This is a genomic window from Alteromonas sp. KUL49, assembly GCF_006538345.1.
Lineage (GTDB): Bacteria > Pseudomonadota > Gammaproteobacteria > Enterobacterales > Alteromonadaceae > Alteromonas.
Map to the genome: position 1 here is coordinate 42,090 of NZ_BJKL01000009.1, position 14,185 is coordinate 56,274.

Here is a 14,185-nt window from a genome sequence, read left to right on the forward strand (position 1 = left end):
ATCTTTAACGCGCATATGAGCAAAAAGAATGGAGAGACCATTTTAGTCCGTTTTTCATGTAGCTAATCGGTTTGTCGAGTTGCCTACTTGGCAACCCGCCCATACCTATCAGAAAAGCGAACAATATCATCTTCCCCCAAATACGCTCCAGATTGAACTTCAATAAGTTCAAGAGGAATCTTACCCGGGTTTTCAAGTGCGTGTACTGCTCCAATTGGGATATACACAGATTCATTCTCTGTAACTAACTGTGTTTTTTCATTGATGGTAACATTGGCACTACCAGATACAACAATCCAATGCTCAGCACGATGATGATGCATCTGGACCGATAATTTTTCGCCAGGTTTTACAGTAATACGCTTAACTTGAAACCTATCACCGCTGTCGATTGAGTCGTAGCTTCCCCAAGGGCGGAATACTTCTCGATGAAATTCAAATTCAGGACGCTGTTCCGCCTTGAGTGTATTTACAACGCTCTTGATGCTTTGTGCATCATCCTTGTGAGCAACCATCACGGCATCTTTTGTTTCAACAACAATAACGTCTTCTAAACCTATTACCGAAACTAGACGTTGCTCAGCATTGACGTAGCTGTTCTTAGTGTTTTCTAAAATTGTATCGCCGACAGAAACGTTACCATTTTCGTCTTTACTCGCAGTCTCCCAAAGCGAAGTCCAGCTTCCGACATCGCTCCATCCTGCGTCCAATGGAACCATAGCTGCGCTATCGGTTTTCTCCATTACTGCGTAATCAATAGAATCATCAGGACAGGTAGAAAAAATATCATGATCGACACGGATAAAATCTAAGTCAGGTGTCTCTGTGTCGATTGCTCGTTGACATACGTCAAGCATTTCAGGATGGAATTTCTTCAGTTCTTCCAAGTATCGGCTAGCTTTGAACATGAACATACCACTGTTCCAAAAATACTCTCCAGATGCGACATATTTTTCAGCAGTCGACAATGCAGGCTTCTCAACGAATTCGGAGACAGAAAAGCCACTCTCGACTTTTTCTCCAGCACGAATATATCCATAGCCAGTGTGAGGTTGGTCAGGAACGATACCGAAAGTAACTAATTTCCCTGACTCGGCGAGCTTTGATGCTTTTTCGATTGCAGCATGGAACTCAGAAGTGTCTTTAATTAAATGGTCAGCTGCTAGAACTAGTAAAACAGGATCTTCGCCATTTTTAGTAGCATGAAGTGCCGCGAGCGCAATTGCCGGCGCAGTGTTTCTACCCACAGGTTCTAGCAATATACCACCGTGCTGAATGCTTTTCTGGCGTAGTTGTTCGGCGACCAAAAAGCGATGAGCATCATTACAGATAAAGATTGGGCTGGACTGTTTAGTTCCTTCTAAACGCGTAACTGTATCTTGAAGCATTGTACTGTCAGACGTTAGTGACAAAAACTGCTTTGGAAGTGCTGCGCGAGACTTTGGCCATAGACGACTACCAGAGCCTCCAGCCAATACAACTGGTTTCATTATGAATTCCTTGATACGTGGGTAATCACCCACTTCCTGATAACTGTTTATACTCTTGTTAGTATACAAAGGAATGTACAACGATTAAATGGCAAAGATCATCATAGTCTAATGTTATAACCTTGAGACTAGCGAAATAACAAAAAACCCGGCGTAAGCCGGGTTTTTTTAATATATTCTAAAACTCAGAATAATGAGTAATAATTACTCTTCAGTTGCTTCTACTGCTTCTTCTTCAGCTTCGACAACTGGACGGTCAACTAGCTCAACGTATGCCATAGGGGCATTATCGCCTGCACGGAAACCGCATTTAAGAATGCGAGTGTAACCGCCTGGGCGAGCTTCGTAACGAGGACCAAGCTCGTTGAACAATTTACCTACCACTTCTTTATCACCTGTACGGGCGAAAGCTAGACGGCGGTTTGCAACGCTGTCTTGCTTAGCCAAAGTGATTAGAGGCTCAATTACGCGACGCAATTCTTTCGCTTTAGGCAACGTCGTTTTGATCACTTCGTGCTTAACCAAAGAACCTGCCATGTTACGGAACATAGCTTGACGATGGCTGCTGTTGCGATTCAACTGACGACCACTCTTACGATGGCGCATAAGTTTTATCCTTCTCTACAAATCAGTTTATTAAAAACCTGATTAATCTTTTTCAGCGATGCTCTCTGGCGGCCAGTTTTCTAGGCGCATACCTAGAGACAAACCACGAGATGCAAGAACATCTTTGATTTCAGTTAGCGATTTCTTACCAAGGTTTGGCGTTTTAAGTAGCTCAACCTCAGTACGCTGTACCAGGTCACCAATGTACTGGATAGCTTCTGCTTTCAAGCAGTTTGCAGAACGTACAGTTAGCTCAAGGTCATCAACTGGGCGAAGTAGAATCGGATCGAATTCTGGCTTCTCTTCTTTCGCTTCTGGCTCAGACACATCGCGTAAGTCTACGAATGCATCTAGCTGTTCAGCTAGGATAGTTGCAGAACGGCGGATCGCTTCTTCAGGATCCAAAGTACCGTTCGTTTCCATATCAATGATTAACTTGTCTAGGTCTGTGCGTTGTTCAACACGAGCAGACTCAACAGAGTATGCAATACGCTCTACAGGGCTGTATGAAGCATCAACTAATAAACGACCAATTGGACGATCATCTTCTTCAGAGGAGCGACGAGTAGATGCAGGTACGTAACCACGGCCAGTTTCTACTTTGATGCGCATGCTGATTTCAGCTTCACCAGTCAAAGTACAAATTACATGGTCAGGATTCACGATCTCTACGTCGCCATCATGCTGAATATCACCAGCAACAACAGGGCCAGCACCAGATTTCACTAGAGTTAGGGTCGCTTCAGTTTTACCTTCAAGGCGAACCGCCAAACCTTTAAGGTTTAGCAAAATCTCGATTACGTCTTCCTGTACACCTTCTTTGGTGCTGTACTCGTGAAGAACGCCGTCGATTTCAGCTTCAGTCACTGCGCAACCAGGCATAGATGACAAAAGAATACGACGAAGTGCGTTACCTAGGGTATGGCCAAAACCACGCTCCAACGGTTCCAAAGTTACTTTGGCACGAGTAGGAGAAACGTTTTCGATCTCTACTAATCTCGGTTTTAGGAATTCAGTCACAGAACCCACAATGCTTCCTCTTTAGTTAGCTTTACTTAGAGTAAAGTTCGACGATCAACTGTTCGTTAATTTCAGCAGACAGGTCAGTTCTTTCTGGAATGCGCTTGAAAGTGCCTTCCATTTTGCTGTTGTCAACTTCAATCCAGGTTGGCTTCTCACGTTGGTCAGCCAGTTCCAAAGCAGCAACGATACGCGCTTGCTTTTTAGCCTTTTCACGAACAGAAACCACGTCTTCGGCAGAAACGTTAAACGATGGGATGTTCACAACTTGACCATTTACCATGATCGCTTTGTGGCTAACAAGCTGCCGTGCTTCAGCACGAGTGCTAGCAAAACCCATGCGATAAACTACGTTATCTAGACGCTGCTCTAGAAGTTGCAACAAGTTTTCACCAGTGTTGCCTTTTAGACGCGCAGCTTCTTTATAGTAGTTACGGAATTGTTTTTCCAATACGCCATACATACGACGTACTTTTTGCTTTTCACGCAACTGAACACCGTAGTCAGACAAACGGCCACGACGGGCACCGTGCTGACCAGGCGCAGTATCGATTTTACATTTAGAATCGATTGCGCGAACGCCGCTTTTAAGGAACAAGTCTGTACCTTCGCGACGGCTAAGTTTGAGTTTTGGACCCAAATATCTTGCCATGTTCTTTCTCCAACTGTCCGTCGATTAAACGCGACGTTTTTTCGGTGGACGACAACCGTTGTGAGGAATAGGCGTCACATCGGTAATGTTTGTGATCTTGTAACCAGTTGCGTTAAGCGCACGGATCGCAGACTCACGGCCTGGACCTGGACCTTTAACGAAAACTTCAAGGTTCTTAAGACCGTATTCTTGTGCAGCAACACCTGCACGCTCAGCAGCAACCTGTGCAGCGAATGGGGTAGATTTACGTGAACCACGGAAACCTGAACCACCAGACGTCGCCCATGCTAGTGCATTGCCTTGACGGTCTGTGATAGTCACAATTGTGTTGTTGAAAGACGCATGGATATGAGCCATACCGTCTGCAACCTGACGTTTAGCGCGCTTACGCGTGCTACGAGCTGGTGCTTTAGCCATAACTTATCTCCCCGCTTACTTCTTAATTGGCTTACGAGGACCTTTACGGGTACGCGCATTAGTTTTAGTGCGCTGACCACGTAGAGGCAAGCTACGACGGTGGCGAATACCACGGAAGCAACCCAGGTCCATCAAACGTTTGATGCTCATAGAGACTTCACGACGCAAATCACCTTCAACAGTGAATTTCGCCACTTCGTCACGAAGCTTATCGATAGTCGCTTCGTCTAGCTCTTTAATTTTTGTATCTTCTGCAACACCAGCACCCGCACAAATGCTTTTCGCACGTGTAGGGCCTACGCCGTAGATCGCTTGGATAGCGATTACAGCATGCTTGTGCTCAGGAATGTTAATGCCAGCGATACGGGCCATTAACAGCACTCCTCTAATTTATTGTCGACGACCTAAAAAGCCCGATAGGATACTTACCCGTCGACTAAATTGCAAATAAAGGTTCAAAATACTGCAACACAAAGAGCAGAACCCGATGTTAAACTGTCAGGTTCTGCTTACAGTGAATAGGTATTCTTTACCGCGTAGATTAGCCTTGCCTTTGCTTATGCTTAGGATCAGAGCTGCAAATTACGCGCACAACACCGTTGCGCTTGATAACTTTACAGTTACGGCAAATCTTTTTTACTGATGCACGAACTTTCATTACATCACTCCGTAGTAGGCTAACTTATCGGCCATAGCCTTTAAGGTTAGCTTTCTTCAGAACAGACTCATATTGACTACTCATCAAATGTGTCTGCACCTGTGCCATAAAGTCCATGATAACCACCACAATAATTAGAAGCGACGTACCACCGAAGTAGAACGGCACATTCCAGGCAATTAGCATGAATTCAGGCACCAAACAAATAAAGGTTATGTACAGTGCGCCAGCCAGTGTTAAGCGAGTCATTACCTTATCGATATAACGAGACGTTTGCTCACCTGGACGAATACCAGGAATGAACGCGCCAGATTTCTTCAGGTTGTCTGCTGTATCACGCGGGTTGAAAACCAACGCCGTGTAGAAGAAGCAGAAGAAGATAATCGCTGCTGCGTATAACATCACGTATAGCGGCTGTCCAGGAGATAGCATAAGCGCTACGTCTTGTAACCAAGCCGTTGATTCATTCTGTCCAAACCAACCAGCAATCGTGCCTGGGAACAGAATAATGCTGGAAGCGAAAATCGGAGGAATAACACCTGCAATGTTCACTTTAAGCGGTAAATGCGTGCTCTGTGCAGCAAACACCTTACGGCCTTGCTGACGCTTTGCGTAGTTTACCACAATGCGACGTTGTCCGCGCTCTACGAATACCACTAAGTAAGTAAGCGCGATAACGATTACGCCGATTAGCAACAAGAACAACATGTTAATGTCGCCTTGTCTTGCTTGTTCCGCAGTCTGACCTATCGCTGTTGGTAGACCGGCAACAATACCAGCAAAAATCAATATAGAAATACCGTTACCGATACCTCGTTCAGTAATTTGCTCACCTAACCACATTAGGAACATAGTTCCTGTGACCAAGCTCACCACTGCTGTAAAGTAGAATCCGAAGCCAGGGTTTATCACCAATCCATTAATCAGGTTAGGCAGGCCGGTAGAGATCCCAATTGATTGGAAAATAGCAAGTACCAACGTTAGGTAACGTGTGTACTGGCTAATCTTACGCTTGCCTGCTTCGCCTTCTTTTTTAAGCTCCATCATCGGTGGATGAACCACCGAGAGCAACTGCATGATAATGGACGCAGTAATGTATGGCATAATGCCCAAAGCCAGAACGGATGCTCGCTCAAGCGCACCACCAGAGAACATGTTAAACATTTCTACAATGGTGCCTTTTTGTTGCTCGAATAAGTCTGCAAGTACAGCTGGATCGATGCCTGGAATAGGTACATAAGAACCCAATCTAAACACAATGATCGCACCTAGTACGAACAACAATCTTGCTTTAAGCTCACTCAAGCCGCTTTTCGCGCCTGAATCCAATCCTGGTTTAGCCATCTAGCTTATTCCTCTACTTTACCGCCAGCAGCTTCAATCGCTTCTTTAGCGCCTTTAGTAACCTTCAACCCGCTTACTGTCACAGCACGTGATAATTCACCGCTCAAGATAACTTTAACGAACTGGATTTCTTTCTTGATAAGACCAGCTGCTTTTAAAGTTTCTAAAGACGCAGTATCACCGTCAACCTTGGCGATTTCCGCAAGTGTTACTTGATCAGTAACAAAGCTCTTGCGTGAAGTGAAACCGAACTTAGGAAGACGACGCTGAATAGGCATCTGACCACCTTCAAATCCGGCTTTAACACGGCCACCTGAACGGCTTTTTTGACCTTTGTGACCTACGCCACCTGTTTTACCAAGACCTGAGCCGATACCACGACCAGTACGCTTACCTGAATGTTTAGCTCCTGGTGCAGGAGCAATAGTATTTAAACGCATCTCTTACTCCTCCACTATCTCAACCATGTAATTTACACGGTTGATCATGCCACGAACTGAAGGGGTATCTTCTAGTTCACGAACATGGTTGATTTTACGAAGGCCTAGGCCTTTAAGCGTCGCTTTGTGCTTTGGCAAGCGGCCAATTGCACTTTTAGTTTGCTTTACTTTAATCGTTGCCATGTCGAATTACCCCAAAATTTCTTCTACAGACAATCCACGCTTCGCTGCAACTTTCGCTGGAGAGTTCATCTCAGTCAGCGCGTTGATTGTTGCACGAACAACGTTGATTGGGTTTGTAGAGCCGTAACATTTTGAAAGTACGTTTTGTACACCAGCTACTTCAAGTACTGCACGCATTGCACCGCCGGCGATGATACCGGTACCTTCTGATGCAGGCTGCATGTAAACTTTAGAGCCAGAGTGACGACCTTTAATAGGGTGTTGCAACGTGTGACCGTTCAAATCTACGTCAACCATGTTGCGACGTGCTTTTTCCATTGCTTTTTGGATTGCAGCAGGAACTTCACGTGCCTTACCGTAACCAAAACCAACGCGACCAGCGCCGTCACCCACTACTGTCAATGCAGTGAAACTGAAAATACGACCACCTTTAACCACTTTAGAAACGCGGTTTACAGCAATCAATTTTTCTAACAGTTCACCGTTCTGAACTTCTTGTTTAGCCATTATAAACTCCTAGAACTGAAGGCCAGCTTCACGAGCTGCATCAGCTAATGCTTTAACGCGACCGTGGTATTTAAAACCACTGCGATCGAAAGCAACATCTTTGATGCCTTTTTCGATTGCACGTTCTGCGATTGCTTTACCAACTACCGCCGCTGCTTCAGCGTTGCCTGTAGATTTAAGATCTTTTGCAAGATCTGTTTCAACAGTAGAAGCCGCTGCCAATACTTCAGAACCGCTTGGTGCGATTAACTGAGCATAGATGTGGCGAGGTGTGCGGTTTACAACCAAGCGATGCGCGGCCAGTTCACGAATCTTTGCACGTGCGCGAGTTGCGCGACGAATGCGAGCTGATTTTTTATCCATCGTATCACCCACCTACTTTTTCTTAGCTTCTTTACGACGTACGATTTCGTCTGCGTAACGAACACCTTTACCTTTGTAAGGCTCTGGTGGACGATATGCGCGAATGTTCGCCGCAACCTGTCCTACCTTCTGCTTATCGGCGCCTTTAACGACGATTTCAGTTTGGCTAGGAGTTTCAACCGTAATGCCTTCAGGCATTTCGTATACAACAGGGTGTGAGAAACCAAGCGTCAGGTTTAGTTTGGCGCCCTGTGCTTGCGCACGGTAACCAACACCATTTAGCTGAAGCTTCTTCTCAAAACCTTGAGAAACACCTTGAACCATTGCATTAAGAATTGCGCGAGCAGTACCTGCTTGTGCCCAACCGTCAGCAAAACCTTCACGAGGAAGAGTTTTAAGTTGGTTTTCTTCTTGAGCAATTTCAACTGCGTCGTTGAAAGTGCGGTTCAATGTGCCTTTACTACCTTTAACAGTAACTTCTTGACCAGCGATAGTAACTTCTACGCCTGATGCCAAGTCTACTGGAGCTTTTGCTACACGTGACATTTCAACTCCTCCGTTATGCTACATAACCGATGATCTCACCGCCCATGCCAGCGTTACGCGCTGCACGGTCAGTCATCACACCTTTAGAAGTCGACACGATAGCGACACCTAGACCACCCATAACCTTTGGAAGCTCATCTTTTTTCTTATAGATGCGCAGACCAGGGCGACTAACACGCTCGATAGTGTCAATTACTTGCTTGCCTTCGAAGTACTTAAGCGTAACTTCTAAAACAGGCTTAACGTCACCAGAAGCGGCGAAGTCAGTAATATAACCTTCAGCTTTCAATACTTCACAAATAGCAACGCGAAGTTTTGAAGAAGGCATAGTTACAGAAACTTTCTGTGCCATCTGGCCGTTACGGATGCGGGTAAACATATCCGCGATAGGATCTTGCATGCTCATTATCAGCTACTCCTTACCAGCTGGCTTTTTTCAAGCCAGGGACTTCACCGCGCATCGCTGCTTCGCGAAGCTTGATACGGCTAAGGCCAAATTTGCGTAGGTAACCATGTGGACGACCAGTTACACGGCAACGGTTACGTTGGCGTGATGAACTAGAGTCACGTGGAAGTTGTTGTAGCTTAAGAACAGCGTCCCAACGTTCTTCTTCAGAAACGTTAACATCGCTGATAGTCGCTTTAAGTGCGGCGCGCTTTTCAGCATACTTAGCTACAAGCTTAGTACGCTTAGCTTCACGTGCCTTCATTGATTCTTTTGCCATAACCCTACACCCCTACTTTTTAAATGGGAAGTTAAACGCGTCCAGCAGAGCACGTGCTTCATCATTAGAGTTCGCACTGGTAGTGATAGTAATATCCATACCACGAACTTTATCCACTTTATCGAAATCGATTTCAGGGAAAATGATTTGCTCACGCACGCCCATGCTGTAGTTACCACGTCCGTCGAATGATTTGGGATTCAAACCACGGAAATCGCGAGTACGCGGGATAGCGATTGAAATCAAACGCTCTAGGAATTCCCACATACGCTCGCCACGTAGGGTTACTTTACAGCCAATCGGATAACCTTCACGGATTTTGAAACCCGCTACTGATTTTCTCGCAACTGTAACAATAGGCTTCTGACCAGCGATAGACGCCATATCAGCTTGAGCTGCCTCAAGTACCTTCTTGTCTGCAATTGCTTCACCTAAACCCATGTTTAAGGTGAGTTTTTTCAATCCGAGGGACTTGCATGACGCTTTTGTACCCGAACTGCTTAGCAAGTTCAGCTACTACTGTTTCTTTATAGAAATCATGCAGTTTCGCCATCGTACTCTCCAATATAATTAAACAAGTTCGCCGTTAGACTTGAAGAAACGTACTTTCTTCTCATCTTCGAAACGGAAACCAACGCGATCTGCTTTGCCCGTTGCCGGGTTAACAATCGCAACATTAGAAACGTGAATAGAAGCTTCTTTCTCAACGATACCACCAGCAACACCCAACTGTGGGTTAGGCTTCTGGTGCTTCTTGACAAGATTGATGCCTTCTACAACTAAACGGTTTTCAGAAGTAAGCACGCTAATTACTTTGCCTTGCTTACCTTTATCTTTACCCGCTAATACGACTACTTCATCATCACGACGAATTTTATTAGCCATTATCGTGACTCCTTATAGTACCTCTGGGGCCAATGAGATGATTTTCATGAAGTTATCACTTCTCAACTCACGGGTTACCGGTCCAAAGATACGCGTACCAATTGGTTGCTTGTTTGCATTAAGCAAAACAGCCGCGTTGCTATCGAAACGGATGGTAGAACCATCTGCACGACGAACGCCTTTTCTAGTACGCACCACCACTGCGTTCAGTACGTCACCTTTTTTAACTTTACCGCGAGGAATTGCTTCCTTAACAGTAACTTTGATGATGTCACCGATACCTGCATAACGGCGATGCGAGCCACCAAGAACCTTAATACACTGAACCCTGCGAGCGCCGCTGTTGTCTGCAACGTCCAGGTTAGTTTGCATTTGGATCATGTTAGTGCTCCGCTCTAAAAATTAAGACTCTGCCGAGCCATTATTGCTGCTAAAAACAACAGTTATTGCTGCTTTTATATACTTACCCCCATAAAAAGGGCGCGAAATAATAACAGATAAGTTTGGGAAGTGATAGTTTAAAGTTGAATTATTTTTAAGCGATGTCGATTGCACTTAATACCTGTGTATGACATCACATACTAGGGTCTATATTTGTTGAGCATTAGGGCTTACTACTGTGTTTTTACAATTGTCTTATACCGCTTGCGACTTCATTAAGTGGTAACGGATACACCTACCTAGCGCTTCAGCACCAACCGGCTTTGTAATGAAATCATCCATCCCAGCGTTAAGACATTTGTCTCGTTCACCAGCGAAAGCATTAGCGGTAAGTGCTACTATTACCACACGTGTACCAGCAATACCCATTTCTCGGATATGTCTTGTGGCAGTGATGCCATCCATCACTGGCATCTGACAGTCCATTAGGATGAGGTCATAAGGTTTGCGTTTTGCGATCGCCATTTTCACCTGCTCAACACCTTCCTCGCCGTTACTTGCTATATCGGCACTCGCACCAAGTTCTTTCAGCTGTTCCCGAATAACGATCTGGTTAATGTCATTATCTTCCACCACAAGAATACGGGAGTTTTTCAGTCGCTCTTCATCAAAGTGATGAGAGAATGAATCAGACGAGTGATCAATGCGTGTTCTTGCTTGGTTTGCAGAATCGAGTAAAAGGTTTACAACGAAGCGTGTTCCCTCACCCAGAGCACTAGAAAGCTCAATCTTACCGTGATAATGCTCAACAATTTTAGTAACAATAGCAAGTCCTAAGCCCGTACCGCCGAATTTCCGTGACGTATTATCCTCTGCCTGAAGAAAAGGCATAAATATGACTCTTTGCTGTGCTTCACTAATCCCAATTCCAGTATCACTTACAATTATTTTGACTCGATAATTACCACCATTTAACGGTTTACATCTCACGGCGAGCTTAACCCGCCCTTTAGGCGTAAATTTGATGGCATTATTGAGTAGGTTTATTAGAATTTGAGAGAGCCTCAGAGGATCAGCGCTAAAATGAACATTTTCCGCAGCATCTGCGTCAACAATCAAGTCGAGCCCTTTGTCCTTGGCTAGTTTTTCAAACATTGGTACTTGCGCTTTTACCACGTCAGTCAAACACACGGGAACACTCTCGTAGCTCATTTGCCCCGCATCAATCTTGGAAAAATCGAGGATATCATTCACGATCTCCAATAGAGACTTAGCACTTCGCATAGCAACATTGGCGAACTTGCGTTGAGATTCGTTAAGACTGGTGTTAAGAAGCGTTTCGATCATCCCCTGCACACCATGTATGGGCGTTCTTATTTCATGGCTCATATTCGCTAGAAACAAACTTCGAGCTTGCAGTGCTTTCTCAGCAATTTCTGTTTTTTGACGCAAAGAAATGTTGTTGAATACACGTTCGGTAATGTCTTGTGTCGCACCAATAACCTTGATGGTTTTACCATTCTCCACAATGGGATGAGCGAGAGATTCTACCCACTTAGTCTCGCCATTGAACGTCACTATTTCCATTTCGTAGGCGCCATCAACACCCGACTTAATAATGTCTTTGAAACGTTGCTCGTACGCTTTGCGTTCCTCATCATGTTTAATGATACTTAAGACAGTATCTATGGTAACCACAGTGCTAGAGGGCAACCCTATCATTTTCTTGAGTGACTCAGCCCAGGTTAAACGCTGAGTCTTAACGTCCAACTCCCACGTTCCAACGCCAGCAAGCTCTGTGATTTGTTTGAGCAACATATTTTGCTCTGTGAGTTTGACCTGCTGAACTTGAATATTTTCTAGAGATTCACGCCGTGCCAGTTCAATGCCAATCCATTCGGCAAGCAACAACAAGTAGTCACATTCTAAATCGGTGAATGGCTGCTCTCTTACGGATACAGATGAGAAGTTAAGTGTTCCATAGCGCTCCCCATTCACATGAAGTGCTGTAGAAAAATAGCTTCTTAGTGGAAACTGAGAATAACAGGGATGTGACGCACCGGGATGTTCATTAATGTTGGGGTAGGCAATGATATCGTCCGCTTTGAATGCATCGATACAATAAGTTTCGCTAGCTACGAATTCATCATTTTTATGTACGTTGCTCTCAGGCGTGACCGCTTGAACAACCCTGTATTTGTTACCCTGTATGTGACTGACGATCCCCCACTCTAAGCCCAATACCTTAGTACCCAACGTGAGAAGACGAATAAGTTTTTCATCGAACGATAGCCCCACGTCACTAGAAATGTTGTGAAGGGCTTTAATCACACTCATAACTATCTCGGCCTTATACCTAAGCTACACATGCAGATGCGGCCAATGTTTACGCATTGGCCAATCGAGCTAAGGTACCCTAATTAACAGAGGGAAAAAAGGTTTCCCGCTCGTTAATTAGTATAGTTATCAGTGCCTATTAGTAGAGAATATTTATCTCGTAGCCTGTTGGTGTATCTGCCGCTTCAACGGTAACAATATAATTTTGCTCCTCGTTAAAACCAAATAGCGACGTACGGTCCAGAAGGACTTGCTCTTCGTTGCTATCCTCATATACGGCGATCACTTCGTAGTAATCTGAGGGAAGTACTTCCGTGTTTGTCTCACCAAATTCTACGTTTTGAATATCATACTCAGCAGTGTCGATAGTTTCATCGTTGCGTACTAAATAGAAATCCACGTCATCAAAGTCAGTCACCAAGTTTACAAAGTTAACTGTCTTGTCGTACGCCTGTGGAAGGCCACTTTCGACAAAGGTAACCGCACCAAGCTCTCCGTCGGCTTCGTAAACCAAAATTGCCTTACTCTCACCTTGATTCAGTGTCACTAGCTTATTGCTCAAATCGGTGATGTCATCTTCAGAAGTTTCCACTGTCACTCGATAGTCACCGTAGCGAATTGCCGTAAAGTCCGACAACTCTCCGCTGTCTAGAGTGAAAGTCACATCAGTTTCGTCGTCATTACCGCCAAAAGTTACTTGTAGTGCGGATGCTAGTTCCGTTGAATTGTAGATACGGTATTGAGAATCCGCTTCAACATCAGTGATAGCAGTTACTGTAGAGGAGTTAAGAATAGTGTCGACTATGGTTCCTTCTTGAATTGCACCACTCACATCTCGAATAGCCATTAAATACTCAGTTTCATAGATGAAATTAAGTGTTTGAGATTCGAAAACTACGTCAGTGCTACCTGGCTCAGTAAGGTACAGTGTATATTCACCCTCGTCGAAGTCACTGCTGTCGTCATCTTGATTCCAGTACTCAAACTCGACCATGTCACCTGTGGTTAGCGTACCCAAGTAATTGGCACTCTCGAACGGATCCCCCGCATCACTCAAGTAAAAGTCATATGACGTAGATTCCATAGTTACGGAAAGGCCAAATAAACGAAAGTGGTCCTCTAATGTCTCTCGCTCATAGGAATATTCAATAAACTGAGGTGCGTCAAAATCACCGCTCATGACTACAATAGTTTTGTAGCCTTCGCGAAGTGTGATAGTCAAAGTATCAATTTCTACTTCTTGGTCATCGGCATCGGTTCGAATAAATTCTAATTCAATTTCACCCGAATCCATTGAGCTCATAGATGTGGTATCACCGAATTGAGCTGACCCAAAACTATCACCGTCTACTTCTCTCATTTCAACGTTTGCGCCATTAGGAGACGCGTTGTAAAACTGTAGGTAGGCATAAGTGTAGTCTGACGACGAATCATCACTGTCGCTACTACAACCTGATAGTATTGAAATACCCACAATACTCAAACAAAGTTGAGTAAGCCACAACGAACATATTTTGCGCATAGAAAGAAATCCTTTAAGCTTTGATTTAGGGGTTAGCACCTCGAAAGGCGCTGAAGCATACTGGGCTATGGCAAATAGAACAGGCAGGAGTTCTTGTCTTTACGGTTAC

The 14,185-nt window shown here is 44.7% G+C and carries 19 protein-coding genes and 1 pseudogene; all 20 read right to left on the reverse strand.

The annotated features are described in order from the left end of the window. Nucleotides 1-83 precede the first annotated feature (83 nt). A complete protein-coding gene (locus tag EYS00_RS15470) occupies nt 84-1,490 on the reverse strand; it encodes a mannose-1-phosphate guanylyltransferase/mannose-6-phosphate isomerase (RefSeq protein WP_130638222.1) in 1,407 nt (468 codons plus the stop codon). 204 nt (nt 1,491-1,694) lie between these two features. Then, the gene (gene rplQ, locus EYS00_RS15475; RefSeq protein ID WP_130638224.1) at nt 1,695-2,096 is read right to left on the reverse strand and encodes a 50S ribosomal protein L17; all 402 of its coding nucleotides are present in this window, start codon (nt 2,094-2,096) and stop codon (nt 1,695-1,697) included. A 42-nt stretch (nt 2,097-2,138) separates the two neighbouring features. Next, nucleotides 2,139-3,128, reverse strand: a complete 990-nt coding sequence (locus EYS00_RS15480) for a DNA-directed RNA polymerase subunit alpha (RefSeq protein WP_130638226.1) — start codon at nt 3,126-3,128, stop codon at nt 2,139-2,141. Nucleotides 3,129-3,147: 19 nt separating this feature from the next. Beyond that, nucleotides 3,148-3,768, reverse strand: coding sequence for a 30S ribosomal protein S4 (rpsD, locus tag EYS00_RS15485; RefSeq protein ID WP_070125760.1), 621 nt, complete (start codon nt 3,766-3,768; stop codon nt 3,148-3,150). Between the two features lie 24 nt (nt 3,769-3,792). Next, complete coding sequence (gene rpsK / locus EYS00_RS15490; protein WP_013786215.1) at nt 3,793-4,185, reverse strand: 30S ribosomal protein S11; 393 nt, start codon at nt 4,183-4,185, stop codon at nt 3,793-3,795. Between the two features lie 15 nt (nt 4,186-4,200). Continuing rightward, entirely contained in the window at nt 4,201-4,557 is a 357-nt protein-coding gene (gene rpsM / locus EYS00_RS15495; RefSeq protein WP_071816100.1) for a 30S ribosomal protein S13, read from the reverse strand. A gap of 169 nt (nt 4,558-4,726) precedes the next feature. Further along, nucleotides 4,727-4,843 carry a 50S ribosomal protein L36 gene (gene rpmJ / locus EYS00_RS15500; RefSeq protein WP_012519217.1) on the reverse strand — a complete coding sequence of 39 codons (117 nt, stop codon included), beginning with the start codon at nt 4,841-4,843 and terminating at the stop codon, nt 4,727-4,729. A 24-nt stretch (nt 4,844-4,867) separates the two neighbouring features. Beyond that, nucleotides 4,868-6,187 (reverse strand): preprotein translocase subunit SecY, encoded by a 1,320-nt coding sequence (secY, locus tag EYS00_RS15505; protein WP_130638228.1) that lies wholly within the window; start codon nt 6,185-6,187, stop codon nt 4,868-4,870. Nucleotides 6,188-6,192: 5 nt separating this feature from the next. Continuing rightward, a complete protein-coding gene (gene rplO / locus EYS00_RS15510; protein WP_130638230.1) occupies nt 6,193-6,627 on the reverse strand; it encodes a 50S ribosomal protein L15 in 435 nt (144 codons plus the stop codon). A gap of 3 nt (nt 6,628-6,630) precedes the next feature. Beyond that, complete coding sequence (gene rpmD, locus EYS00_RS15515) at nt 6,631-6,810, reverse strand: 50S ribosomal protein L30 (RefSeq protein WP_130638232.1); 180 nt, start codon at nt 6,808-6,810, stop codon at nt 6,631-6,633. A gap of 6 nt (nt 6,811-6,816) precedes the next feature. Then, nucleotides 6,817-7,317, reverse strand: a complete 501-nt coding sequence (rpsE, locus tag EYS00_RS15520; RefSeq protein WP_130638234.1) for a 30S ribosomal protein S5 — start codon at nt 7,315-7,317, stop codon at nt 6,817-6,819. A gap of 9 nt (nt 7,318-7,326) precedes the next feature. Next, nucleotides 7,327-7,680 (reverse strand): 50S ribosomal protein L18, encoded by a 354-nt coding sequence (gene rplR / locus EYS00_RS15525; protein WP_130638236.1) that lies wholly within the window; start codon nt 7,678-7,680, stop codon nt 7,327-7,329. Nucleotides 7,681-7,692: 12 nt separating this feature from the next. After that, nucleotides 7,693-8,226, reverse strand: coding sequence for a 50S ribosomal protein L6 (gene rplF, locus EYS00_RS15530; RefSeq protein ID WP_130638238.1), 534 nt, complete (start codon nt 8,224-8,226; stop codon nt 7,693-7,695). Between the two features lie 13 nt (nt 8,227-8,239). Beyond that, complete coding sequence (gene rpsH, locus EYS00_RS15535; protein WP_012519224.1) at nt 8,240-8,632, reverse strand: 30S ribosomal protein S8; 393 nt, start codon at nt 8,630-8,632, stop codon at nt 8,240-8,242. Between the two features lie 13 nt (nt 8,633-8,645). After that, nucleotides 8,646-8,951 (reverse strand): 30S ribosomal protein S14, encoded by a 306-nt coding sequence (rpsN, locus tag EYS00_RS15540; RefSeq protein WP_130638240.1) that lies wholly within the window; start codon nt 8,949-8,951, stop codon nt 8,646-8,648. Between the two features lie 12 nt (nt 8,952-8,963). Continuing rightward, a pseudogene (rplE, locus tag EYS00_RS15545) lies at nt 8,964-9,504 on the reverse strand (50S ribosomal protein L5). Nucleotides 9,505-9,521: 17 nt separating this feature from the next. Then, nucleotides 9,522-9,836 carry a 50S ribosomal protein L24 gene (gene rplX / locus EYS00_RS15550; protein ID WP_130638242.1) on the reverse strand — a complete coding sequence of 105 codons (315 nt, stop codon included), beginning with the start codon at nt 9,834-9,836 and terminating at the stop codon, nt 9,522-9,524. A gap of 12 nt (nt 9,837-9,848) precedes the next feature. Next, a complete protein-coding gene (rplN, locus tag EYS00_RS15555) occupies nt 9,849-10,217 on the reverse strand; it encodes a 50S ribosomal protein L14 (RefSeq protein ID WP_130638244.1) in 369 nt (122 codons plus the stop codon). A gap of 255 nt (nt 10,218-10,472) precedes the next feature. Continuing rightward, nucleotides 10,473-12,554, reverse strand: a complete 2,082-nt coding sequence (locus EYS00_RS15560) for an ATP-binding protein (RefSeq protein ID WP_130638246.1) — start codon at nt 12,552-12,554, stop codon at nt 10,473-10,475. A gap of 139 nt (nt 12,555-12,693) precedes the next feature. Then, entirely contained in the window at nt 12,694-14,076 is a 1,383-nt protein-coding gene (locus tag EYS00_RS15565; RefSeq protein WP_130638248.1) for a DUF4397 domain-containing protein, read from the reverse strand. Nucleotides 14,077-14,185 lie beyond the last annotated feature (109 nt).

Bases quoted from the DNA above. Each gene is read 5' to 3' on its own strand.
- EYS00_RS15565 (WP_130638248.1), bottom strand. From the start codon at position 14,076: ATGCGCAAAATATGTTCGTTGTGGCTTACTCAACTTTGTTTGAGTATT.
- rplO (WP_130638230.1), bottom strand. From the start codon at position 6,627: ATGCGTTTAAATACTATTGCTCCTGCACCAGGAGCTAAACATTCAGGT.
- rpmJ (WP_012519217.1), bottom strand. From the start codon at position 4,843: ATGAAAGTTCGTGCATCAGTAAAAAAGATTTGCCGTAACTGTAAAGTT.
- rpmD (WP_130638232.1), bottom strand. From the start codon at position 6,810: ATGGCAACGATTAAAGTAAAGCAAACTAAAAGTGCAATTGGCCGCTTG.
- rplR (WP_130638236.1), bottom strand. From the start codon at position 7,680: ATGGATAAAAAATCAGCTCGCATTCGTCGCGCAACTCGCGCACGTGCA.
- rpsH (WP_012519224.1), bottom strand. From the start codon at position 8,632: ATGAGCATGCAAGATCCTATCGCGGATATGTTTACCCGCATCCGTAAC.
- rplF (WP_130638238.1), bottom strand. From the start codon at position 8,226: ATGTCACGTGTAGCAAAAGCTCCAGTAGACTTGGCATCAGGCGTAGAA.
- EYS00_RS15470 (WP_130638222.1), bottom strand. From the start codon at position 1,490: ATGAAACCAGTTGTATTGGCTGGAGGCTCTGGTAGTCGTCTATGGCCA.
- rplX (WP_130638242.1), bottom strand. From the start codon at position 9,836: ATGGCTAATAAAATTCGTCGTGATGATGAAGTAGTCGTATTAGCGGGT.
- rpsD (WP_070125760.1), bottom strand. From the start codon at position 3,768: ATGGCAAGATATTTGGGTCCAAAACTCAAACTTAGCCGTCGCGAAGGT.
- rpsE (WP_130638234.1), bottom strand. From the start codon at position 7,317: ATGGCTAAACAAGAAGTTCAGAACGGTGAACTGTTAGAAAAATTGATT.
- secY (WP_130638228.1), bottom strand. From the start codon at position 6,187: ATGGCTAAACCAGGATTGGATTCAGGCGCGAAAAGCGGCTTGAGTGAG.
- rplN (WP_130638244.1), bottom strand. From the start codon at position 10,217: ATGATCCAAATGCAAACTAACCTGGACGTTGCAGACAACAGCGGCGCT.
- EYS00_RS15560 (WP_130638246.1), bottom strand. From the start codon at position 12,554: ATGAGTGTGATTAAAGCCCTTCACAACATTTCTAGTGACGTGGGGCTA.
- rpsM (WP_071816100.1), bottom strand. From the start codon at position 4,557: ATGGCCCGTATCGCTGGCATTAACATTCCTGAGCACAAGCATGCTGTA.
- rpsK (WP_013786215.1), bottom strand. From the start codon at position 4,185: ATGGCTAAAGCACCAGCTCGTAGCACGCGTAAGCGCGCTAAACGTCAG.
- rpsN (WP_130638240.1), bottom strand. From the start codon at position 8,951: ATGGCAAAAGAATCAATGAAGGCACGTGAAGCTAAGCGTACTAAGCTT.
- rplQ (WP_130638224.1), bottom strand. From the start codon at position 2,096: ATGCGCCATCGTAAGAGTGGTCGTCAGTTGAATCGCAACAGCAGCCAT.